At 38.3% G+C, this 24,998-nt stretch carries 23 protein-coding genes; 21 read left to right on the forward strand and 2 right to left on the reverse strand.

Features of this window, described 5'->3' with window-relative positions; all coding sequences use genetic code 11:
* Positions 1-44 precede the first annotated feature (44 nt).
* The 15 genes from Q8P68_03795 (at position 45) to Q8P68_03865 (ending at position 16,357) form a co-directional block, all read left to right on the forward strand.
* Positions 45-1,034, forward strand: a complete 990-nt coding sequence (locus tag Q8P68_03795; protein MDP4008286.1) for an endonuclease/exonuclease/phosphatase family protein — start codon at positions 45-47, stop codon at positions 1,032-1,034.
* 4 nt (positions 1,035-1,038) lie between these two features.
* Positions 1,039-2,541, forward strand: a complete 1,503-nt coding sequence (locus Q8P68_03800; protein MDP4008287.1) for a flippase — start codon at positions 1,039-1,041, stop codon at positions 2,539-2,541.
* Complete coding sequence (locus tag Q8P68_03805; protein MDP4008288.1) at positions 2,534-3,394, forward strand: NlpC/P60 family protein; 861 nt, start codon at positions 2,534-2,536, stop codon at positions 3,392-3,394. The genes Q8P68_03800 and Q8P68_03805 overlap by 8 nt, the downstream gene beginning before the upstream one ends.
* A gap of 68 nt (positions 3,395-3,462) precedes the next feature.
* Complete coding sequence (locus tag Q8P68_03810; protein MDP4008289.1) at positions 3,463-4,848, forward strand: Mur ligase family protein; 1,386 nt, start codon at positions 3,463-3,465, stop codon at positions 4,846-4,848.
* A 320-nt stretch (positions 4,849-5,168) separates the two neighbouring features.
* Positions 5,169-6,884 carry a site-specific DNA-methyltransferase gene (locus Q8P68_03815; protein MDP4008290.1) on the forward strand — a complete coding sequence of 572 codons (1,716 nt, stop codon included), beginning with the start codon at positions 5,169-5,171 and terminating at the stop codon, positions 6,882-6,884.
* Between the two features lie 2 nt (positions 6,885-6,886).
* The gene (locus Q8P68_03820) at positions 6,887-9,163 is read left to right on the forward strand and encodes a DEAD/DEAH box helicase family protein (GenBank protein MDP4008291.1); all 2,277 of its coding nucleotides are present in this window, start codon (positions 6,887-6,889) and stop codon (positions 9,161-9,163) included.
* A 2-nt stretch (positions 9,164-9,165) separates the two neighbouring features.
* Entirely contained in the window at positions 9,166-10,149 is a 984-nt protein-coding gene (locus Q8P68_03825; GenBank protein ID MDP4008292.1) for a hypothetical protein, read from the forward strand.
* Positions 10,150-10,259: 110 nt separating this feature from the next.
* Positions 10,260-10,919: a hypothetical protein gene (locus tag Q8P68_03830; GenBank protein MDP4008293.1), complete on the forward strand. Its 660-nt coding sequence runs from the start codon at positions 10,260-10,262 to the stop codon at positions 10,917-10,919.
* Positions 10,920-11,322: 403 nt separating this feature from the next.
* Complete coding sequence (locus Q8P68_03835; GenBank protein ID MDP4008294.1) at positions 11,323-11,958, forward strand: hypothetical protein; 636 nt, start codon at positions 11,323-11,325, stop codon at positions 11,956-11,958.
* A gap of 172 nt (positions 11,959-12,130) precedes the next feature.
* Positions 12,131-12,754, forward strand: coding sequence for a LysE family transporter (locus tag Q8P68_03840; GenBank protein ID MDP4008295.1), 624 nt, complete (start codon positions 12,131-12,133; stop codon positions 12,752-12,754).
* A 215-nt stretch (positions 12,755-12,969) separates the two neighbouring features.
* Positions 12,970-13,224, forward strand: a complete 255-nt coding sequence (locus Q8P68_03845) for a hypothetical protein (protein MDP4008296.1) — start codon at positions 12,970-12,972, stop codon at positions 13,222-13,224.
* A gap of 88 nt (positions 13,225-13,312) precedes the next feature.
* Positions 13,313-13,750, forward strand: coding sequence for a hypothetical protein (locus Q8P68_03850; GenBank protein ID MDP4008297.1), 438 nt, complete (start codon positions 13,313-13,315; stop codon positions 13,748-13,750).
* A gap of 170 nt (positions 13,751-13,920) precedes the next feature.
* On the forward strand, positions 13,921-14,271 hold the full coding sequence (locus Q8P68_03855; GenBank protein ID MDP4008298.1) for a DUF3147 family protein: 351 nt from the start codon (positions 13,921-13,923) through the stop codon (positions 14,269-14,271).
* Positions 14,272-14,380: 109 nt separating this feature from the next.
* Positions 14,381-14,764, forward strand: coding sequence for a DUF302 domain-containing protein (locus Q8P68_03860; protein ID MDP4008299.1), 384 nt, complete (start codon positions 14,381-14,383; stop codon positions 14,762-14,764).
* 3 nt (positions 14,765-14,767) lie between these two features.
* Positions 14,768-16,357: a multicopper oxidase family protein gene (locus Q8P68_03865; GenBank protein MDP4008300.1), complete on the forward strand. Its 1,590-nt coding sequence runs from the start codon at positions 14,768-14,770 to the stop codon at positions 16,355-16,357.
* Positions 16,358-16,399: 42 nt separating this feature from the next.
* On the opposite strand, the gene Q8P68_03870 is transcribed toward Q8P68_03865, so the two are convergent.
* Entirely contained in the window at positions 16,400-16,564 is a 165-nt protein-coding gene (locus Q8P68_03870; protein ID MDP4008301.1) for a hypothetical protein, read from the reverse strand.
* A gap of 138 nt (positions 16,565-16,702) precedes the next feature.
* Here Q8P68_03870 and Q8P68_03875 point away from each other — a divergent pair, with 138 nt between their 5' ends.
* From Q8P68_03875 to Q8P68_03885, 3 genes are all read left to right on the forward strand, one after another.
* A complete protein-coding gene (locus tag Q8P68_03875) occupies positions 16,703-17,620 on the forward strand; it encodes a pyridoxal-phosphate dependent enzyme (protein MDP4008302.1) in 918 nt (305 codons plus the stop codon).
* 3 nt (positions 17,621-17,623) lie between these two features.
* Entirely contained in the window at positions 17,624-18,883 is a 1,260-nt protein-coding gene (locus Q8P68_03880; GenBank protein ID MDP4008303.1) for an ATP-grasp domain-containing protein, read from the forward strand.
* An 84-nt stretch (positions 18,884-18,967) separates the two neighbouring features.
* Positions 18,968-20,977 carry a ribonuclease J gene (locus tag Q8P68_03885; protein MDP4008304.1) on the forward strand — a complete coding sequence of 670 codons (2,010 nt, stop codon included), beginning with the start codon at positions 18,968-18,970 and terminating at the stop codon, positions 20,975-20,977.
* 42 nt (positions 20,978-21,019) lie between these two features.
* On the opposite strand, the gene Q8P68_03890 is transcribed toward Q8P68_03885, so the two are convergent.
* Positions 21,020-21,925 carry a tyrosine-type recombinase/integrase gene (locus Q8P68_03890; protein MDP4008305.1) on the reverse strand — a complete coding sequence of 302 codons (906 nt, stop codon included), beginning with the start codon at positions 21,923-21,925 and terminating at the stop codon, positions 21,020-21,022.
* A 376-nt stretch (positions 21,926-22,301) separates the two neighbouring features.
* Between Q8P68_03890 and Q8P68_03895 the strand changes: the two genes are divergently transcribed.
* The 3 genes from Q8P68_03895 (at position 22,302) to Q8P68_03905 (ending at position 24,598) form a co-directional block, all read left to right on the forward strand.
* Entirely contained in the window at positions 22,302-22,652 is a 351-nt protein-coding gene (locus Q8P68_03895; protein ID MDP4008306.1) for a hypothetical protein, read from the forward strand.
* Between the two features lie 200 nt (positions 22,653-22,852).
* Positions 22,853-23,719: an aminoglycoside phosphotransferase family protein gene (locus Q8P68_03900; GenBank protein MDP4008307.1), complete on the forward strand. Its 867-nt coding sequence runs from the start codon at positions 22,853-22,855 to the stop codon at positions 23,717-23,719.
* A 291-nt stretch (positions 23,720-24,010) separates the two neighbouring features.
* The gene (locus tag Q8P68_03905) at positions 24,011-24,598 is read left to right on the forward strand and encodes a PsbP-related protein (GenBank protein ID MDP4008308.1); all 588 of its coding nucleotides are present in this window, start codon (positions 24,011-24,013) and stop codon (positions 24,596-24,598) included.
* Positions 24,599-24,998: the final 400 nt, after the last annotated feature.

Genomic DNA, 24,998 nt, shown 5'->3' on the forward strand with positions numbered 1-24,998 from the left:
AAGCTATTTTAACATAAAAACGGAAAAAGTGACACGCTAATATTATGGACATACTTCTATTTTCATCGGTCTGCCTACTGTTTGTAACAGTAATTAGTTATCTGGGAAATCTAAATGCTTTATTTGATTTGATCAGCCATTTCAGAGTGCATTTTTTACTTGCGGCCGGGGGGATTGCGCCATTTGCTTTTATTCATCCAAATAAAATTGTTATAGCGCTGATTGCCGTTTCAGCAATTATAAATTCACTGGAAGTCCTACCATGGTATATAAAACCTAAATCAAAAAAGAGCAGAAAAAAATCCATATCGATAACGTCAATAAACGTTCAATTTAATAATCATAACGCAAAGGCGCTCATTGATTTCGTACTCAAACAAAACCCTGACATTCTCCTTTTGCAAGAATTAAATGAAAAATGGATCAAGGCACTAAGTCCACTAAAAAAACTCTATCCATATCAATTTATCGAAGATCCGGGCAATCAATTTGGGATAGGGATTTTAAGTAAATTTGAAATTAAAAATAAAGAAATAATAACCGAAAAAGAATTTAATACTCCTCTCCTCGCTTCAGATATAAAAATCGATGGGAAAATTATAAAAATTATTACAATACATCCGGTTCCACCATTTGACACGCCAATGCTAAAAAGTAGAAATCGAGTATTCAAGAGTGTCGCCGAAATCGCACAAGCCGGTATTTATCCGGTTGTGGTTTGTGGTGATTTCAACGTAACAATGTGGGCAAGCGCTTACAAAAAGCTCATCAAAGATTCCGGGTTAAAAAATTCCAGAAAAGGATATGGCGTCAAGGGTACGTGGCCATTTGGCAAAGCGAATCATAAAAGTTTCCAACCGAGAGAAAGAAAAAAAATCACGGATTTAATCCCAAGTTTTCTTGTACATAAGCACCCAATAAAATTACCAATAGATCATATACTTGTAAGTCCAATGATAATGGTGAAGAATATGAATGTTGGACCAAGTATCGGATCTGATCATCTGCCAATTATGGCGGAGTTACAAATTTAAAAAAATGACACCAAAATTTAACATAATTTTAAATACGATTTATCAGTTCGGTGGGCGTATCGCTAGCGGGCTTGTTTCAGTTATTATAGTAAAACTCATCTCAAATTATCTTGGAGTTTCCGGGTATGGAGAATACGCATCTACTTATGAATTCATGAGTTTCTTTGCAATATTTGCGGATATGGGGATTTTTACAATCGCTATACGTGAAATGGCACACTACGAAAATGACAAAAAAATGCTCTCAAAAATCTTTGGAAATATACTTTCGATCAGATTAGTTATGACCGTTGTCATGATGACAATCGCCGTCGTTGCATTGTTTTTGATACCGCAATATTCGGTTACTCGCATACCATCAGCCGGGATATTTGCCAGCCTTGTGACTTTGATGACATTGATGACGGGAACGCTTTCTTCGATATTGCAACTATTTCTCAAAATGGGAAAAGCGACTACTGCATTTTTAATCGGAAAAGTTCTAACTCTCGGATATATCGCTTACGCAATCTTGTACGCATATCCAAATAATATCGATACCGGATTTATTCATCTATTCGTCGCAGGGATTATCGGTGGAATCGTCACTACCGGAATCACGTTTTATTATGCTCGTAAATTTGTACCAATTAAGCTTCGTTTTGATTTCGCATATTGGAAAGAAATAATCGTAAAGACTGCCCCATATGGTGCTGCTATTATTTTAAATCAAATATATTTTCGCATAGATTCGATCCTCTTGCTTCTGCTTAAGGGGCCGGCTGAAGTTGGGATATACGCCGTACCTATGAGGGTACTCGAAGTGCTAACTGTAGTTTCATTTTTCTTTATGAATGCGACGCTTCCAACGCTAACTCGTGCGTTTAAAAAAAGTGCCGAGGAAGCGAGCCGAGTTATACAATTTGCATTTAATTTTTTGAGTATGGCGGGAGCCCCACTTATAGTCGGTGGATTTATACTCGCTTATCCAATAATTTTTATAATCTCAAGTCCTGAATTCTTGAGCCGCGTCGATGAAGGGTTTTATGGGTCTGATATTGCATTTCAAATTTTAACTGTCGCGCTCGTTGGATCATATATTTCAACATTGTTTACTTACATACTCGTTGCAACTGAAAGGCAAAAAACAGTCCTGTGGATAAATGGAGCCGGGGCGATATTTAATGTAATTGCAAATTTATTGATTATTCCAAGTTTCGGCGCCAGAGGCGCCGCCTACACCTCAGTTGCTTCCGAATTACTAATTGTGCTTATCGCGGCAATCGTATGTTATTCACAATTAAAGGTTCGTATTAGCTTAATTCCACTGTTTAAAATTATTCTCTCAGTCTCCGTAATGGGGCTAGTGATATACTTTTTACGGGATCCAAGCTACAACTTTATGGACATGCAAAACAAAAACATTTTATTTTTAATTCCTCTCGGGGGTATAATTTACGGGACAATGCTCTTTTTAACTGGTATGCTGACGAAGGAAACCTTCAAAAACCTAAAACAACATGGATAAACTCAAAAAAGAACTACTCGATATAAAGGCTGAATACGAGAAAAAATACGGGTTTGCCATCTTTGATATTACGTTTGCAAAAGAAGGCAAAAGACTCCTCGTAGAAGGAGAGGTGTTACTTGAAAGTCAGAGAAATTATATAAAAAAAATAGTTAAAAAACATTTTTCCGGACAAGTTCTAAATCAAGTCAAAGTCTTGAGCGATAGAAGGGAGCCACCAGTTCTTGGATACGGTACATGCAAAAATGATATTGTAGATATTTACTCAAGACCACTTAAGAATTTCGACAAAGCAAGCCGAGCGAGTCTCAACAGAAATAGAGCGACTCAATACCTAAAATCAGACCCTCCATTTAGAATGATTGCTAAAAATGATGGATGGATCCTGATCCAACTCTTCGACAACACCCTTGGTTGGATAAGGAAATCTGAAGTTAATGATGTGAAAAATCTAACCGTCCCAACTTACAAACAAGCTATCCACTATAAAAGATTAAAAGAAGTAGCAAACAGTTATCTCGACACGCCATATCTCTGGGGTGGGGTAACTCATAAAGGAATCGATTGCTCCGGGCTGGTACAAAGAATCCTTCTTGAGAGCTCGTCAGTTTTACTTCCGAAACATTCAGAAAGCCAAGCCGAACTTGGGAAAAAAGTATCAATTGTAAAAGCTAACATTGGAGATTTATTTTTCTTTATAGAAAAAATCAAACGCACCAATCACGTCGGGCTGCTACTTGACCCGAAAGAACAACTCATAATTCACGCTTGTTTAAAAAATAAAAAAGTACGAATCGAAAAGCTAGATGCAATCCTTGCAAGCTACCGTCTAACTGATATTAAGAGAATCTAATATGCCACGCACCTCGCGAGTGAACACGAGCTTGAGGATGCGAATAAGGAACGAAGCAACCATATCATATGCATCTAAAAAATTTAAACGTACACATCGTTGGTTTAAGCGGAGTTGAGGGCTCTGCTATTATTGAGTTTTTATGGCAAAACGGATGCACAAATATAACTGCGCATGATTTTTGTGATAAAAAAGATTTTATAAAAAACTTTGCAAAATTCAATTCAGGCCTAAGTACAGACCAAAGAAAAGCGAGGCTCAAAATTATAAATGAACCAAAACTCATTAAACATTTCAAAGATTCATACCTTACAGATATCGAAGCGGCAGACTTAATTTTTGCAGGACAAGCTTGGTACAAATACGAATTTAATTTTCCAAAATTAAAAAACGCCAAAGAAAAAAATATTCCATTTAAAACAATAATAAATCTTTATCTCGATTTATTTCCAGGCACAACGATCGGAATCACTGGCACGAACGGAAAAACGACAACGACCTCACTCATCCACCATATTTTAGCCTCAACACACAAGCGCCAAGTCCTCATCGCCGGAAACATAGATTCGGAAATTCAATCTCTAAACGAACTTACAAAATCCAATTCAAAAGACATACTCGTACTTGAAATTTCAAACAGACAATTAAAACTCCTAGGTGAAAGTAGGCCTGACCTCGCAGTCGTAACCAATATAACTGAAAACCATCTGGATGAGCATGACAGCTTCGAGGAATACGCAAAAAATAAATTGGAAATCACTTCAGCAAAAACCGTCATATTAAACAACAAAGACGAAGCTACAAAAAAATATGTAGATCAAAATCTCAAATCAAATTCTAAACCAATCTGGTTTAACGATGAAAAAATCCTTGAAGAATTCGAACTGAAAAAATCAGACCTTGCCCTCCCGGGCGCACATAATTTAGAAAATCTATACGCAGCACTAAACGTCATAAAAGTGCTCAAATCAAATCAACAAATCAGCCTTTCAAATTCTGAAATAAAATCAGCTATTCAATCATTCAAACCAGTCGAAAAACGCCTCGAGATAATCGGTGAAACTCACGGCATAAAAATTGTAAACGACCTAAGCTCCACAACTCCAATCTCAACAATCCTCGCTCTCGAGGCATTCCCAAATTCAACATTTTCAATCGTCCTCGGGGCGAATCACAAAGGCGGAAGTTACACCGAATTAATCAAAAAACTCCAAACTCTCCAGTCAAATAAAACCCTAAAACAAATATTCCTACTCCCCGGAACTATCCGAGAGATAATAAAAACCTCTCCTCTCCAAACTACTGACATCACAAACTTCGAACAAATCGCCGAATTACTCAACCCTACAAACAAACCCAATATCGGAGATTACCTAATAATCTCCCCATCCGGTGAAAAAGTAATTTCCGTCCACCTCAAAGGCAAAAACCTAAAAACCATTTTCACCATCTAACCATCACTCCACCCACCACCACCCCCACAACTCGCTTTTATACTTTACAAAACATAAAAAAGCTTGCCCACTAACACAAAAAAGCGTACAAAAAAGAAAAAGCCCCTTCAAATATCTCGCCTAAAAGCGAGTTAGCTGAAATATTCCTTTTCTTTTTTGGGCTATCGCCCAATTGTTTTAAAAAATTTTCAAATTTCTTTTTCTTTTTTATAAGGGGAAATATGGTGTTTTCTCCGCTCCCGCTGGTCGCTCCGAAAACCTTATTTTATAACTAACGCTAACGCGCTATAATACAGCGGAAGTCAAACCAAAATTAACTTATGCCTACATTAAACTGGATCGGAAAAGACGCAGTAATAAACCACGACAAAGAGGTTCCTTTTCGGTTACTCAAAAAAGTTAAGTCATCTTCTGTAGGCAATTCTCAAAATTTGATTATCCATGGCGACAATCTTGAGGCATTGAAAGCTATAATGCCTTTTTATATCGGAAAGGTAAAATGCGTCTATATTGATCCCCCATATAATACGGGAAATGAGGGCTGGGTTTATAACGACAAAGTAAATTCTCCGAAAATCAAAAAATGGCTTGGGAAAGTAGTGGGTAGAGATTCAGAAGATCTGTGTCGTCATGACAAATGGCTTTGTATGATGTATCCACGAATTAAACTCATCCACAGCCTATTAAGCGATGACGGACTTGCAATTATTCACATTGATGAAAATGAAGTTACTCATCTAAAAATCCTAATGGATGAGATATTTGGCGAAAGTAATGATCTTGGAACTATTGTTTGGGATAAACGGAACCCAAAAGGTGATTCTCAAAAAGTTTCCTACCAACACGAAAGTATAATCCTTTTCGCGAAAAACATTGAAAACATCAGGGGCAGTTTCTCAGTGAAAAAAGCAAATGCAAAAGAAATTATCAAGAAAGCAAATAATCTATTTTCCAAATTGGGTAAAAAGGATTTACCAGAAGACATTAAAAAATTAGCTAAAGAGTATGATTTCCCCAAAGAATTTTTAGAAAAACAGTCTAAAATCTTCACTTTACAAGACATAAATAACGAGTTCCAAGTCTGGATGAAGAAACAAGATTTTACAGGGGGAGAGAAAGCCTACCGATTCATTGATCCAAAGGGAAAAGTTTATCGTGGAGTTTCAATGGCATGGCCAAACAAGAGCAAAGCTCCTGATGATTATTGGATACCTTTGATTCATCCAAAAACAAAAAAAGAATGCCCCTTGCCGTCACGAGGTTGGCGCTATCCTAGTTCAACAATGCAACAGCTTTTGGAGCAAGGATATATTCTTTTCGGAGAAGACCACAAGAAACAACCAGAGCGAAAATACTTGCTTGAAGAAAATATGAGTCAAAACCTTACTTCATTGATTAGCTTTGGAGGTAGTGATGATTCTTTGCAAAAACAATTAGGTTATCAATTTGAAAATCCAAAACCAGTAACCTTTGCGGCCGACCTTTTAGATATTTTTACAAACAAAAATGACATTATCCTAGACTCGTTTGCTGGCTCTGGCACAACAGCACACGCAGTTTTAAAGCTGAACAAATCGGATGAAGGAAGCAGAAAATTTGTACTAATAGAAATGGACGATAAAGTTGCAAAAGACATCACAGCCGAACGAGTAAAGCGAGCAATCAAACAATACGATTATAAAGACGGTTTTGAATATTGCGAACTCAGCAAACCGCTTTTTGACGAAGAAGGTCAAATCGAAGACACATGCGACTTCGATCAATTCGCAACCTACATTTACTTTACCGAAACGCAAACAAATATTGACCCTGCCAAAGTATCGGCAAATTATATCGGCGAATACGCGGAAACTGAGTATTATCTGATTTACAAAGAAAAAGGCGAAAATGTGTTGAACAAATCTTTCTTGAAAAAACTAAAAAAGAACGACAGTAAAAAGGTTATTTACGCCGATAAGTGTTTGCTCGACGAAGCCACACTTGGAAAACAGAATATCGTCTTTAAGCAAATCCCTTACGAAGTTAAAATTTACTAATTATGGAACTCAAAAATTACCAAGTTAAAGCAATTGAAATCATCAACAGTTACCTGTTTTTCCTAGATCAGGTAGGGACTGCTAAACGTGCATATATAGAGCTTAAAGAGGATGTTTATCACTCAGAATATTTTAATGATGTTCCATTTGTCTGCGTAAAAATACCTACAGGCGGAGGTAAAACACTTGTAGGCTGCCATGCCCTCAACGAAATCATGCGCTCTGCACTCAAACACAAAATGGATAGAGGCATAGTGATGTGGTTTGTTCCGTCCGAAGCGATTAAGTCTCAAACTCTCAAAAAATTTAAAGATCGCAACGATTGGCACAGACAAGTCTTAGACGAAGCGTTTCAAAACGGCGTGCGAATTTTTTCAAACGAGGAAGCTCTGAGAATTAGAAAGGAGGATGTACAGGACAATCTTTGTATTATCATTTCCAGCTTAGAAGCTTTCCGTAAAGAGAAAACACTACAAAAGAAATACAAGGTTTATCAGGAAAACGGCGCACTCTTGAGCCATTTTGAAAATCTGGACGGCCGAGATGATCTGGAAAAAGACGAGGAAGGCACAATTATAAACTCGCTCGCAAATGTCATCCGTATGAGTAATCCCCTTGTCGTAATTGATGAGGGACACAAAACAAAAACTGAACTCTCAATAGATTTTCTAAACAGCCTCAACCCAAGTTTTGTCATTGAATACACCGCAACACCACGCGCCGGCAGTAACATTTTAGTAGATATTTCCCCTGCCGAACTCAAAGATGAGCAAATGGTGAAAATTCCGCTTGTACTCGAAAGCTCTGCCCAATGGCAAAACGCTGTTGCTCGCGGTCTTGAAAAACGAGCTGAACTTGAAAAAGACAGTAAAAAAAATACTGGAGATTATATCCGCCCTATTGCCCTAATCCAAGCTCAGCCAAAGAGTAAAACGCAAAACAATGTAACGGTTGAGCAGATCAAAGAATATTTGCTTTCCGCCAAAATCTCCGAGGAGGAAATCGCAATCAAAACATCAGACCGAAACGATTTAGAGGGCATAGATTTATTTAACAAGAAATGCAAAATCCGCTACATCATAACTGTTAGCGCGCTTGCTGAGGGTTGGGATTGTTCTTTTGCCTATGTTTTGATCTCCGTTGCCAATGTAGGGGCAAAAATAGCCGTTGAACAGATCATCGGACGTATTATCCGCATGCCTTACGCAAAGAGAAAGAAGAACGAAGCATTAAACCGCTCCTATATTTTTGCTTCCGCTAAAAATTTCAATGAAGCCGCTAGCAATATCATTTCAGGACTTGAGAGAAATGGCTACAGCAAGCTGGATCTAATTGGTTCTTCATCAAACGGCGATACAGCCAAAGACCCGAAAGAAGTAAATCGAGCAGTGAAAAAGGATTTTGCCATTCCGATGATGAGTTTAGAGAACGAAAAACTAACTTTTGAAGAACTGATCGGCGAAGATTTTGAACTCGCGAAACAAAACGCCGAATTTGACTTTGAAATTCATTACGACAATGACGGTCGAGCCATAATTGATATTGAGGACGACAACAAGTGGCATAAAGGCAAACAGCAAATTCTCAATCTTACATACAGAGACAAAAACTTTTCAAAACAGGAATTGGTGCAATGGCTTGATAAAAAGCTCCGTTTCACCCTGCTTGATAAACCGAACAAGGTAAAATTCATTGATAAAGCCGTTGATTATCAGCTAAAGCAGAAATCTTTAGCCGAGCTTTCTGTTAATCGTTATCTATTCCTTGATCGTCTGAATGAAGCCATAAACAGCGTGCTAGAAGCATACGCAAAAAAGCGTTTTGTTGAGTTTGTAGCCAAAAAGAAAATTACGACCAAGACTTTTGATAATTTTCCAGAAACTATCACACTCAAAGAGGAAATACCGCAAGAGTTCAATAAAAATTACTACGAGAAAATCGACAAGCTGAACAAAGAGGAATTGAGTTTTGTCGAACGCCTAGACCTTGATAGCCTGCCGAATGTTGCATTTTGGGTTCGCAATCGTGAAAAACAAGACCCCTTCTTTATTCAAGGCTGGAAGAAAGGCAAATTTTACCCCGACTTTGTCGCGCTCACCAAAAAAGGCAACATCGTTGCCCTTGAATGGAAAGGCGAAGACAGAATCAGCAACGAAGACACGGGATACAAAGTTGAAATTGCCGACGAATGGGTAAAGCTCGGCAAGAGCAAACTCCATTTCTTCTTGGTTCACAATGGGAATGTGGAGGAGGTTTTGACGAATTTAAAGACACTTTAATTATGGATGAGGAAAAAATAACACAAATTTTCAATTTAGAATTTCCCCCATATATAGAAGAACTCAAAATTGGAGATTACATATTCAAAAGAGTAAAAAACTACAAAGAAGCCTTTGATGGCATGATGTGCTTAGTAAATTCATCAGGCAGCGAATTCAACACGCAAATTAAAGTCGGTTCTCACCAAATCACAGCAATTGTAGAAATTCCTCAAAAAGAAAAAGGGTGTATTTTGCCGTTTGGAAACACAAAATTAACACAGCTTGACGATGTTTTATTCTTACTAACGATTTTTACAGACAGGAATGTTTTTAAAAAGGACTGGGAAGATAGCGATAACATTGCGATAATTAGCGACCACAGAATACACCAGTATGGCGGTCAACTAGCCTGTTCAATCAAATATGACTCTCGGTGGAAACATGTAGATACAGGAGAGTTAAAAACCGAGACGGAAATGAAAGGCATTCCGGTTTTTGATTATCACCAAATTAACATTGGATTTGAAAATACCATAAACAAAGTACTCGATCTTATTTCAAGCAAAAAATGGCAAAATGAATATGAAGGTGGGTATTTTTTATTTCTGTTTAAATCTGCCATGCAAAGGCAAATTATTGAAACCTCCTTTATTTCATGCTGGACAATATGGGAACATATTTTTGCAATCAAAAATCGTAAATGGCTTGATAATAAAGCAATTGAGCAAATGAGTGGCGATAAGAAAATAGCCTTCATTTTGAATGAATATTTTTTGAAAAACATTGATGAAACGGCTAGAAAAAATATTCAGAAAATAAACAAAACAAGGAATCGCCTAATTCATTTCGGAAAGAAAACAGAGCAGATTGACTATGATGAAATGGTAATGTTCATCAGGCTAACAGAGCAATTGATAGCTATTATTTTCGAGCTATCCCCTTCAAATATATTCAATTCATTTGAAGCCTTGGACAAATTCTTAGCTGGCAAAAAGAAATCATGAGGAAAATAACCGCACAAATCAAAGAAGCAACATACGAGAATGTCGTCGTAGACTGCCCCAAGTGCAAAATTGAGTGTATTTTTAACAGAGTCTCTGATCTTAAAAGTATAATGCCAATTTCAGGGCAAAATCTCAAATGTGAAACATGCGAAACAACCTTTTGGGCAACCGGCGATTTGGTGACAGCTGCAAAATACAGATGGTTTATAGATGATCTGCCCATTTTGATGAAAAGCAAAAAATACGGTCTTTACATTCTAGCCTTGTGCCAAGCTTGTGAAGCATTTATGCACCAAGCAATAATTAACAAACTTATTGACTATAATACTGATTATCGTGATCAGGAGGGCCATTTTTCCCATAATAAGCAAGTTGGTGCAGAAGCTTACAATCAAATTTACGAAGAGTTTTGCAATAGCAAAATCAGTGACATTACAAAAAATGGGCTGAAGAATAAAACCCAATACAAAAAGACCACGTTTGACAATTTGCGAGCACTTTTTCTACATATTTTTGATGATGAGAGAACAAACAAGTTAGCAACGTTAAAAAAACTCAAAGAAGACAAAAGAGCTAAAAGCTTTTGCGTGTTAGAAAAAACCACAATTAATAAAACAAGAAATGATACTATCCATAAAAACGCATATAGACCTAGTTTTTGCGATATACAAGAGTATGATGAGCTAATTAATAGTTTATACTGGCTTGGGGTATATCTCGACGTAAATGATTCCACCCATTTCCTAAATAAGAGGATTAAACCTAAATAGAATAAGGTGTTTGAGGTCGGGGCAATTCACCCCTTTTGTTCCCCTCTTGCCCCTCCCTCAAACCATAAATAGGTGTTTTGGGTGGCGGTCATTCACCCCTTTTGTTCCCCTCTGCCCGCCACCCAAAACGGAAAAAGAAATTTGAAAATTTTTTAAAACAACCGACTATCGTCGGAAAAGAAAAGGAATACATCAGCTAACACTGCGTATGCGGTTACGGCTTGCTCCGTACCTCCGCAAGCCTCCACCAATATTTGCCAGTGGTAAGCACTTCGTGCAATTATACCACTGGCAAACATCGCATATTCTGGAACGTTAGCCGGCAGATTCGTAAGAAATTACGAGAGTTGCTATTGACATAGTAGATTTTGTATATATAATAATTAATTTATAAAACTTAGCAATGGTACTAGAAAAAATCAAATCCATCGTTTCCCCAGTTGTCTTAGGAGCTGTAATTTCCATAATAGCTCCAGCATGTGCAACAACTCAACATAACACACGAACCAGAATTGAATCAGCAATTGCAGCCGAAGGAGGTATTGAACAAATGGAATTCGAGAATTTTAGTGTTCGCTCTCTCCAATATCTAGAATTTCAATCAAGAGAACTACAAGATGACAAAGAAAGGTGTAATGCAAATGTACTTTTTGACGGCGGGCAACTCCCAACAAAATGGCCAAAAGAAAAAGACGGACTATTTACCTTTCGCTTATTAGAAGATGAATTCCCGACTTGCCGCCCAGCAGATGAAGAAACAATAACAAGAAAGCCACTTATTGCTATTCAATTAACTGAGGGGTTGGTAACCAGAGTGTGGGAAAGAGCTAAAATTGTCGATGGTGAACCTAACGGAAAAAGTTATTTTAAATTACTTGCTATTCTGGGACCATCAGAGGAGAAACAACCATGGGGCGGACTTATAAGAAATAATTGGGGAAGCGATGGATTATTTATGTATGATCCAGCAGTAGCCCCACATCTCGCCACAATCGATAGAATGTTGACGGCACATTTAGCAGATTTAGGAGTAGAATAGGACAGCTTTTGAGGCTTTCATCGTACAACAGAGACTTTGCGGTACCGTTCGCCTGCGGCTCACTCCACCAAAATTGGGCGGAGGTAAGGCATGTAGCCATATTGTATCGCCACCCAACTTCGCAAAGTCCCTGATGTTGTGCGCCATTCTTTAAAACAGCTAAAATAAAAACATGAGAGTATTCGCAAACGGATTATTAACAGGTCTGATACTTCAAACGGCAATTGGCCCTGTTTTCTTTTTCATCATTAACCTTGCACTACAAAGGTCGCTTTACGATGGGCTTGTTGCCGTAGCGGCAGTTACACTCGTAGACTATTTTTACATATCACTCGCAATTCTCGGCATTGGGAAATTGCTCGAAAAAAAGAAAATTAAAAAGGCTTTTGGGATTATCAGCTCGCTCGTTTTAATTATTATCGGCATTATCATAATCAAAAACATTCCGACAGAAATAGGCACACCAGAACTAACAACAAATTCATCAAGTCTTTTAACAAGCTTTTCTTCCGTCTTTTTTCTCACAATTTCCAACCCCATGACAATCGTGTTTTTTACAGGAGTCTTTTCTGCCAAAGCAATCGAATACAATTACACAAAACATCAACTCTGGATTTTTGGCCTATCGGTAGGACTAGCAACTTTCCTATTTATGGGCTCATCAGTAATTGTATTCTCATTGCTAAAGAAACCCGTGCCAATTTTGCTAATTCAAACATTAAACGTAATAGTAGGATGTTTGCTTATTTTATACGGAGCAATCCGTTTAAAACCTGTTTTAAAGAACAGCGCCTAACAGCGTATAGCCGGTTCGGCACTTTTCAGGCTGGCTTTCAGCACAGCCAAAAGTGCCTCTCCCATATTTGCTGGTGATGGCTCACTCCGTTCGCTATTATATCACCAGCAAACATCGCAAAGTGCGAAACGTTAGACCAAATGTCAAAATACTTACCCCTTGCTTTCTATATTGGATTATGTTTTAATTACCATCTATATAATTAACATTATATTATGGAAACACCTAGAAGCTTAGAAGTACCTAGTAATTGGTCCAAGTGTGAATTGATATTTCCAAATCCTAACGCAACTGCACCCATAGCATATTTTTTTAACGTTAATCATGGATTAGCCAAAAGAACTGAAGTGAACAAAGTTTCACTAAGTCCTTCGGAAGATCAGGATGGCGCAAAGAAATATCCAGGAGTTACCTTTGCAACTGATCTTGAGGAACTAGCAAAGCAAGGTGTTGAAGTAGTATTCTACTAAAGCTTACAATAAAGGATTTGCAAACATTGCAGTCGTCATTTTAATTGTTGCAGTACTCGGTATTGCCGGATATTTCGTCTGGAGCAATTTGTCACTATCACCTGTTCCAAACGACACTACCGCCGCCACAAATGAGGTGGATGTAGATTGGCAATTTGTTGATGCTAATTCATTTACACTATCTTTGCCGCCGGGATGGGAATTCAACGAATTGCAGGGCATTGATTCCTATGTCGGTGAATTTGTCGGTGACGATGCAAAACTCGGTTTTGATTATGGCTGGTATTCCAATCCACTTGCTGACGAAAATGATCCAGACCATACTGTGACTTATGAAACTATTGACGGTTACAATGCTAAAATAGTAATTCCAAAAGTCACTGAAGATGGCACAACTGGTGTTTACTTTGCCGATTTAGGGGGAGAAGTTCAAAAAACTAGCCTCGAAATATCTGGTCGCGATTTAACGGCATCTCAACAAGAAACTGCCTTAAACATATTTCGCACAATTAAAATTGTAAAATAAATTGTAAGCTGGGAAAATTTCGTTTAAGCTCAAAGCAATATGAAAATACGTTTAGCAAGAGATGAAGATTATGCAGCAGCCGCTCGCCTTCCATGACTAAAAAGCTTCGCTAAACAAAATTTTCCCCGCTTAATTTGGCTAACGCCAAATAAAAAATTTAAAATTTTCATATGCAATACCTCATTAAAATCATTATCACAGCCATAGTTGTCATTGGAATATCCGAAATAGGAAAAAAATTCTCACCCATTGCCGCTATATTAGCCTCTCTTCCACTAACATCTATTTTAGCTATGATCTGGCTTTATACTGATACAAAAGACGTTCAAAAAATCATCGATCTTTCCTCAAATATATTTTGGGCAGTCTTGCCATCGTTAATTTTTTTCCTCATACTTCCAATATTATTAAAAAATGGTTTTAAATTCAGTATTGCAATGATCGTATCTATAATAACCATGTTCATAGCTTATAGTATATATGTCATTCTATTACAAAAATTCGGAATCAAAATTTATTGAAGATTTACTTATAAATTATAATGTATTTACTTACTAAACAAATCGTATTAAAGATTATTTTTTGAATTACAATTCAATCATCAATTAAAAAATTTTAACAACCAAAAATATGGACTTTGACTACACTCAAACAACAACAAAGGACTTTGATTCATCAGTAAAAAGCGTTGAGGAAGAAATCGCCAAAGCAGGCATGCGGGTTTTACATATTCATGATGTTCAGAAAACTTTAACTGAAAAAGGGTTTGAAAGAGAACCGTTTAAAATCATTGAATTCTGCAATGCCAAATACGCCAATGATTTTTTAAATGTCGATATTAAAATCGGTCTTTGCCTCCCATGCAAAATCAATATTTATATCAAAGATGGGCAAACATTCATTTCCGGCATGCGCCCAATTGTGCTCTCTCAATTTTTTCCGGACGCAGACCTGGGAGAAAAACCGCAGGAAATAGATAAAAAAATCCAGGATATTATCAATAATTCTAAATAACCTATGAAAAACAAACTATTATTTTTTGGAATAGCGGCGATAGCGGTAGCAATTATCGGAGGCATTTTCGTATCGAACAACAATACTGCCTCCGGTCAGACATTTTCAACCGGCATTAAGGGATTATCGTCTGCCGAAAAAACGGAGGTGATAGAACTCAAGGATGGAGACGCGTTTAATCTCACCGCAGGCTTCGTAAAGAAAAAAATTGGCAATACTGAAGTACGAATGCTTGCCTATAACGGCTCCATCCCCGGGCCGACCCTGAAAATCCCCCAAGGAGTCACGGTGACCGTTAATTTCAAAAACGATACGGATGTGGAGAATACCATTCATTCGCATGGGGTTCGTATGGCCAACGCCTTTGATGGTGTACCCGATGTGACGCAAAAAGCCATTCTCCCCGGCGAATCATTTACCTACACACTTACCTTTCCCGATGCGGGCGTGTACTGGTATCACCCACATATGCGCGATGACTACGCCATTGAGCTCGGTCTCTATGGAAATTTTGTGGTCACGCCGGAAAGTCCGACCTATTGGAACACAGTGGATCGCGAAGTTGCAGTTTTCCTTGATGACATCTTGATCGAGAACGGCAAAATTGCACCGTTCTACAAAGACGGCTCGGATCGAGCACTTATGGGACGATTCGGGAATGTCATGCTCGTAAACGGCGAGACTGATTACACGCTCTCGGTCAAAAAAGGCGAGGTGATCCGTTTCTATTTCACCAACAGCGCGAACGCCCGGCCGTTTAATCTGGCTATCAAAGGAACAAAATTGAAGCTCGTCGGCGGAGACAACGGCGCATATGAACGCGAGGAATGGAAAGACACGGTACTCATCACTCCTTCAGAACGTGCTGTTATTGAGACTCGCTTTGACGTCTCGGATGAATACGAAATTCAAAACAAGACCCCCAACGGAACGATGCGTCTTGGAAAAATTATCGTTTCAGATGAGTTTATTGCTTCCACAAACGCGAACGTATTTCAGAAACTTCGTGATAACGACGAAGCCATAGCGATCATTGATTCCTTTCGTCCCTTTTTCGATAAAGTAACCGACAAACACATAAAACTCTCGCTCGATATGATGGGTGACAACACGGGCATGATGGGCAACGACACTCATATGATGCCGTCCGGCATGGGCGAAGACCAGATGATGGGTGGCGTACCGGAAGGTGGTATTGAGTGGGACGACTCGGACAACGCAGGCATGAACGCAATATCCAACACGGACATGGTGACGTGGAAGATTATTGATCAAGACTCCGGTAATGCCAATATGGACATTGATTGGAAGTTTAAGGTGGGAGACAAAGTGAAAATCCGCATTACCAACGATGGTAACTCTATGCATCCCATGCAACACCCCATCCACTTCCACGGCCAACGATTTTTGGTGCTAAATAAAAATAGCGTACCACAAACCAATTTGGTATGGAAAGACACAGTCAATGTACCGGCAGGCGAATATCTGGATATTTTGGTAGATATATCAAACCCCGGCGTGTGGGTAGCGCACTGTCATATTCTTGAGCACATCGAAGCCGGTATGGTGTTTCCGTTTACAGTCGAAGAATAAATGCTAGATCACAGAAGATGGATTCTTTTTGGGCTTTTTACTCTATTTCTCCTCCTCCATCAATTCATAAGCGATTCCCATGTCTTCGTCTTCAATAGAAGTCACTAAATGCACTGCTCCACAGTGTTCGCAATAAAGCATATCATCGATATCATAATCTGATGGGTCTATTTCCATTTCTTCACCACAGTCAAGGCATTTGTGCATAATTTTTGATTAAATGATAGCTTCGCTCCCTTATTTCACAAGGCAAGCTCTAAAGCGCCTTGTGTGAAAGTTAAATTGCAAACATATCGGTAAACGTATAACGTAAACCTGCCAGCATATTAAGAATTTTTTTTATTAATGCAAGACCATTTTTCAGAAAAAAATACACCAACAGAGATTAATAGCCCAGGCGAGCTAAGTGAAAGGCTTTTGTTTTTTATCAAAAGAGAAGACCTGCATACGCTTGGCTCACATAAGCATTTCGCCGCAAGTGTGCAAATAAAAGATATTTCCAAAAGCGGACTAAAGGGAGGGGTTATTTCAACGTCTGGCAATGCCGGAATATGCCTCATCCACTACGCAAAAGATTCAAACGTAAATATTTATGTACTCACTAGTGATAAATGTAAGCTTGGAAAATTAGAGATGCTCACAAAGGAGTGTAAGAACTTATTCCTTTCAAAAAATCCAGCAAGGCTAAGTAATTATATAGCTGCAAAATATGGGCTAAAAAATCTTCGCCCATCTATGGATGATTTGGCGGTAAGTGGTTTTGAAGGTTTAGGGCGAGAGCTCTATGAGCAATACTTAGGACTTAAAATTAGTGGGAAATTAAATGAATTCTGGAAAGAGATTTATACATTCTCAACTAGCGGAGCTTCTTACATCGGCATGTATAATTCATTCAAAAAACTTAAAGATGAGGGATTCATAAATACCATCCCAAAAATGCATTGTGTTACCGGCTTCGCCGGCAACCTCGGCTCAAAACATTCATTAAGAAAAAAACAAATAAATGAAATTTTAAAATTAACCAATGGCCGGAATATTGAAATCAATGAAGAGGAGCTTATCACTTTTAAAATGGATTTTCCAAAAATCGAACTATCTGAAGAAAGTTTAAGTGCGATGGCGGCGGCACTGAAAAACAAGGCGGATGAAACGTCGCTTGTAATATCGACAGGTAAAAAATGGAAAATTAAAAATCCGGACTTTGATAAGTCAGTTATTCCACGCTTGGACAGTTTTGAGGATTGTGATAGATTGTTCTCTTAAAATATGACAACAGAAAAAATTAAAAATTTATTGAACGAACGCTTAAATAATCACCTGATTGTATTTGTAGCGAAAGATTTTTCGCGTGGAGTTGGGCTTGAGAAATTTTTGCCAAACTTTGCGATAGTATGCGGTACCGACTCAGAAGCGATTGACATAGCAAAGAGCTCAGGAATAAATATTTTTTGCCTCAATGAAGACTCAGAGCCAGGCTCTGAAAATGCAGGGAAAATTTTGGAATCTATCGTCTCTCAAGGCTATATCAAAGACCTTCAAAAACAATTAAGCTGCTCAAAAGTTTCAATCCTGACATTTAAAGGAAGTTCAAAAATAGAATTTGTTTGTAAAAAAAATAATTGGGGATATCTAAATCTCGATGCCAAAACTACGACCTATCTCGAAGAAAAGGCGAATTTCGAAAAACTGCTAAAGGATTATGATGGGGCGCTACTCCAAACCCTAAGCGGCAAACTAAAAGATATAAATCCGGAAATTTTACTGGATCAAAGTTTAGAAAAAAAACTGGCAATTCAATTTACTCACGGGTTTGCCGGGCAAAGTACGCATTTTGTAAATTATGACGGATTTCAAAAACTTCAAAATGAATTTCCGGAGAAAAAAGTAAAAGTAACTCCATACATAACCGGTGAAACTTTAACCCTAAACGGCTGTATATATAACGATGAAGTCTATATCAGCTATCCATTTTTACAAAAAACAGGAGACCCGGAATTCTCACGACACGAGGGCGGTACATGCGGAGTAATTTTTGATAAAGAAAGAGTTTTGAAAAAAGTTCCGGAGGAAATGCTTGAAAAAACAATCAAAGCTTCATATGCGCTTGCAGAAAATTTCAAAAAGCATGGACTCAGAGGTTTTTTTGGATTCGACCTCGTAACTGATGGCAAAGAAGTTTGCCCAATCGAGCTAAATCCGCGCTTAACTGCAAACATTCATCCATTCACAATTCAGCAAATAGCAAAAGATCTTTCGCCATTTCTACTTTTGCATATTTTGGAATTTCTAAATATAAAAACAGAAACCCCTGCAAAAGAACAATATCTAACTCCGCTCCGTGGTGAAACCACGTCACTCCGCAACGTAACAGATACTCCATTTACCCTCAACGAAGCCAAATCGACCACTAGCCACACCTTCGAACATTTACTTACAAATCCGGAAATAATAGAAATGTTTATTCTTCTAAAGAATGGGCAAAGCATAACTCCGGATGGGAGGTGGGGCGAAAAATGGAGCCTATAAAAGAATTTCAACTATTAAATTGCTATAAATTTCTATTCAAGCTATACTTGAAGTAGTGAAAATAAAAATAAATAATAGAAATGCATGAATGACATAATAGATCAGTGGTTGAATAAGACATTTGGTAAGAAGCGGGAAAGCGAGCATGTACAGCATCACGAACAAAAAGCACAACATCCAGGGCTATGGAGCCAAAAGTCACAACCTCATAATCAGGGAGACGGGAAGCAGCGTTCAAAGAAACGTTTTTTTAACAAATCAAAAAATAAATCTGCGGTTCAACAACCACGTAATAATACAAATCAGGGGCCTCAAAAAGAGAGTTCTAATAACAACAATAGGAAAGATATGAAACAAGAGAATAAGATGCAAAAACATCACGAAAAAGAAGAAAGAAAACAACCTTTATTTAAAAATCAAAAGGTTAAAAAAGGCGTGCTTCGCATAATCCCAATGGGAGGGCTGAACGAAGTCGGTCAAAACATGATGATCTTCGAATACGAAGAAGACATTATTTTAGTCGATATGGGATTTATGTTCCCGGACGACGATATGCTTGGAATAGATTATGTAGTACCGGATACTACTTACCTCGAAGAGCGCAAAAAAAACATACGAGCGGTAATAATCACGCATGGACATTTGGATCATATTGGAGGGATTCCATATATGATTGAGAAGCTCGGTTATCCACCAATGTATGGAACCAAACTTACTATGGGTCTTGTTGAAAAAAGGCTTGAGGAGTTTAAAATGGTCGATAAAGTCGCACGGCACGTCATCCATCCGGATGATCAGCTTAAATTTGGAAATTTCAAATTAGACTTTTTCCGTGTAAATCACTCAATTCCAGATGGAGTTGGTGTGTATTTTCAAACTCCCGGTGGGACGGCTGTTCATACCGGAGATTTCAAATTTGATGAAACCCCTGCGGACGGAATTGCAGCACAGATAGACAAAATGATGGCAATTGGCAAGCACGGCGTAGACGTACTTCTTTCAGATAGTACAAATGCACTTAAGCCCGGCCACACTGTCTCGGAAATGGTCATAGGTGACACTTTGGACGAAATTATAGGCGGGACTCACTCTAGGATAATTATCGCATCCTTCTCGTCACTTATAGGGAGGATCGGGCAAATTATCGCATCTGCCAAAAAATATGACAGAAAAGTCTTTGTATCCGGCCGCTCAATGCTAAACAATATCGATATCGCATCAAAACTCGGCTACTTAAACGTACCGGAAGGTATGATCCATCCAATCAAACGTGCAAATGACGTCCCTGACAAAAACTGCCTCGTCTTAACGACAGGTGCTCAGGGCGAGCCGATGTCGGCACTTACCCGTATTTCAATGGGAAATCACTCTGACATACAGATCAAAAAAGGCGATAAGGTTGTAGTGTCCGCAAGCCCAATCCCCGGAAATGAAAGGGCTACATCTAGTGTAATCAACAATCTGGCAAAAGCCGGGGCTCAAGTTATTCATCATAAAATTATGGACGTGCATGTATCAGGTCATGGTCAAAAAGAAGATCTTCGCCGCATGATTCAATACATTAAGCCAAAATATCTGGCGCCGATTCATGGAGAATTTTTTATGAGACAAGCTCATGGGGAAATTTTCGTTGAAGAAGGGTACTCTCGCGAACAAGTGCTTATGGCGGAAAATGGAAAAATCATCGAAGTGCAAAATGGTAAAGCCGAACTGGTCAAAGAATCTATTCCTTCGAAATACATATTGATCGACGGGCTGGGTATGGGTAGCTCTGATCACGCTATAATTTCAGATAGAAAATTCATGTCTGAAAATGGCGTTATGATGCCACTCATCACTATTCACACTAAATCAAAAAAACTCAAAGGCGACATCGACATGGTCTCTCGCGGATTTATTTATATGGATGAATCCAAAGAAATCATGCGCAACCTACAGGAATACACAGCAAAGGCGTACAACGAGATAATGAGAAAAGATCCGAACGCAAAACGCAGCGAGATCAAATCATACATCCGCCAAAAACTCGACAAACGAGTCCACCAACTCATCGCTAGGCGCCCACTGATAATCCCAATTATCATCGAAGCCTAAGCCGAAACTTTACATCCAAAAAAAACACCACGTCATTAGGAATCAAAATGGACTTTTGACTCCACACAGAGCGCTTTCAGTAACTTTTGTATATATAAGTGTGGTTCTCAAATCCTTATGTCCAAGGAATTTTTGAATATACGAAATACTAACTCCACTTTCCAAAAGATGCGTCGCAAAACTATGTCGAAGCGAATGAAAGGACGCATTTTTCATAACCCCTGAGTTCTCCAAACTTTTTTTAAATATCTTTTGCAAAGTTGCAACACTTAACTTGCCACCCCTCCGACTTTCAAATAAATACGTCATCCGATTTCGCGAATTCACTCCAGCGCACTTCCACCTAACAATATCCGCAATCTCAATCAACAATTTATCAGGTAAAATCGTGAATCTATCGCGCCCACCTTTTGCATTGCGCACATGAATTAATTTCCTTTCAAAATCGAGGTCACACAATTGCAATTTCGTCACCTCAGAAACACGAAGACCAGCCCCATAAGCAAGACTAATAATCAATTTATGTTTAGGATTTTTTGTAACCTCTATGCATTTCAAAATCTCATTTTTGCTCAAAACAACAGGTAGGCGCTTTACTTTTTTAGCAAAACTAACACGAATTTTACGCTTCGATTTCGCCACACGTTTATAAAAAAACTTAATCGCGCAGAGGTAAACATTTAGCGTCGAAGACGCCACCCCTCTGTCCGCTTTATATTTCAAAAACATTTTAATATGAGCATAAGAAGGCGTTTTCAGCATTCCACAATATTTAATTGTAGAAAAATATTCTTCCAAACAATGGGTATAAGCTTCGATCGTCCGCTTACTAAAACCGGTGATCGCAAGTTCATTTGAAAAATAATGCCATTCACGAACCATACGTTTAACGTAAACAGGCCCTTGCCCACTCTCATTAAGCCTTTCAAAAAAATCTTCCGTAGCCATAAATAATTGTTAATAAATATTCCAAATACGCTGATCACATATACCAAACGAAATTAAAATTTCTTTAAAATCCAAAAGCGCATCTTAAAAAAAAACTCTAAAAAAACATCTCGCTTACCCGAACTTAGCTATCAATATTAAAACTAATTTACAATAAAAAAACGACCAAACGGCTACCACAAGCCATCCTCTGAAAGGAGACTGTGTACCGCAAGTCACTCCACAACTATGTAATAGCAAAGTATTATTACAACTCAGGTTTATCCTTTTCGCAACCCAAAAAGCTCGCCCAAACCAAGCAAACAAGCCAAACTAAACTTCCAACCTCAAATCTATTCCACCTAAACCTGAGTTAAGTGAAATAAATTTTACCTTTATGAAACCAAACGCATACATTCTAGATTGGACAATGAATGAATACAGCCGTCTGCTTGCTCAGCTAAAAGAGCAGGGTTTTGATTTTCAGAAGGAAGAAGGTGAAGAACACGTGCGTGTCGATGTCCCATTTTTTCGCTGGGAAGAGTTTGCTAATTTAGTTCAGCCACAACTAAATGCACCTTACAATTACGTGGACATCAAATATCCAGAGGAAAACAAACTCATCATTATTTTCGGCGCAAAGAGGTTTGTAATCACTAACAAAGAAGAAAATGAGGCCGCGAAAAAATGGGCCATCGACTCAGGTTTACCAACGGCGCAAGCAGACTGGTCTAATTGGTTTAAGTAAGACGGTAAAATTTACATCACTTAACACGCAGTATGCGGCTACAGTTTGCTGCGTTTCACTCCGCAAACTTCCGCCCATATTCACTGGCTGTACCGCACTTCGTGCGATATTATACAGCCAGTGAACATCGCATACTGCGGAACGTTATATGAAATTTAAAAAAACAAACCTTTTAAATATTTGAAAATTTTAGCAATTTTATGAAAGCGGAATTCTATATACAGAAGATCAAAAATTATTTTCCTCAAATAAAGTGGAAAAATATCCGTACTCTCACTCATGGCTTTGACCACGTTATTATTGTTCTTGATGAGAAAATCATTTTTCGCTTTCCCAAAGACAAAGAATACAAAGCAGAGTTTGAGAATGAAATACAATTGCTCCACTACCTGAAAAAGAAAGTCCGAGTCGGAATTCCAGAGTACAACTACATTTCCAAAGACAAATCAATTGCTGGATATGATATGGTAGGTGGCCGAGAGCTTACTGCTTCACGTTTTCGTCGCCTCTCCGCTTCGGAAAAAGATACCATAGCCAAACAACTCGCTGAATTTATCTCAACACTTCATGCCACGCCGAAGTCAATCATTACCAAATACAACGTCCGAACTGAAAATCAAGAAGAAGAATACAAAATCCTAGTCCGCGACGTTAAAAAACTTCTTTTTCCTCGGCTCAGAAAACGAGAAATCCAAGCCATCGAGGAATACTTTGCTGAACTAAAAGACGCTCTCGACCACAAGTATTCAAATGCGCTCACTCATAATGACTTAGCATGGGCACACATCCTTTGGGATAGCAAGAATAAGCAAGTTAATATTATTGATTTTTCTGACCGCGCATTTGGAGATCCAGCAATTGATTTTAGCGGTTTATTTGAGTATGGCACCAAATTCGTAGAAAAAGTTTTCAAATTGTACTCTGGAAAAAAAGATAAACATATGTTAAAGAGGTCGCAATTGTATTTCAAAAGAATTCCGCTTTCTATTATGAAAAATTCTATGCAGGGACGCCCAGTCACCTTTGAACAGGGTTACAGAAAGTTCAAGAAAACATTCAAAGTATAAAATTGCTAAAATTTGATTTATGATCGGTTTGTTTTTTCAAACTCAAGGGGACGCTGCGCTTTCGCTTCACTGCGTTACGCTCACCCTCATATAACAAGGGCTATACGGTTCGGCACTCGGCTCGTGCTTCACCCAAATTTTTCTTCCGCTACGCTCCAGAAAAACTTCGTATATCCCTAACATTATGTGAAATACTATGAAATTTCTCTAATACGCTTTAGAATTTTTTTGGCGGATGCACGGGTCGAATAACTCAAATATAAATTTAATTTATCAATAATCAATAAAATTATGAATCAAAAAAACCTCATTGCAATTTTAGGAGTTGCGGTCGTAATTTTGCTCGGCACAACCATATATTTCGCAACAATCAGCGATGTTAGCCAGCCAGCGCCCATAACACAACCCGCTAGCGATACTACGAATTTGCAGACATATACAAGCGATAATCTGGGAATTAGCTTTCAATATCCAAAAGGCTGGTTTGTTAGGGAAGATAAGGCTATTGGTCGTGTATATATAGAAAACACTCAAGAATATGGGTACAAATGGGATATGCCAGCAGATTTTCAACGGGTTTGGATTTCAACCTGGGCACAAGAAGTCTCCGCAGAAAAAGAAAATAATCTAAAAAATGGCAAACCCTATATGACAGAAATTTATACTTCTGTATCTATATCAACTATAAGTAACAATGGCATTGTGATAAATACGTATGAATATGAAGCTGATGGCGGTCCTACGCTCGCAGCTTTCTGGACAGACAAATCCGGGAAAAGATATTACGCAACTAATTCAACAGAAATTGATGATGTAAATCAACAAAAAATGGTTTCCAATCTGAAAAAAATTCTTTCGACCCTTAAATTCACAAAATAAATTCGCCAAAAAAAATTCTAAAGCGTATTAAAGAAATTTCTGGCTACATCACATAACAGCGTGTATCTGGCTACGGAAAATTGGCGTTAATTAAATCTATATGGAGTGCCAATTTTCCTCCGACCAAAATTTCATCCCTTAGTTTGATGAAGGTTTGGGTGGAGTTCTATCAAAAAAGCGTGCGTCTAATAATAGAAGTTTATCCTGCTAAATCGGGATGAACACTTCAGATACACGCGAACGTTGTAAAAAATTCCGCCTCGCTTCATTTTTTACAATGTGCACGAATATGCGTGGGCGGGAAAGTGGTATAATCAAACAATAGTAAGAATATCCGCGGAACTTCTTACAACAACGAATATACGGCTAATCCGCCCAAATCTCCTCCGCTACGCTACGG

It is taken from the genome of Candidatus Peregrinibacteria bacterium, from assembly GCA_030700255.1.
Lineage (GTDB): Bacteria > Patescibacteriota > Gracilibacteria > UBA1369 > JABINC01 > JABINC01.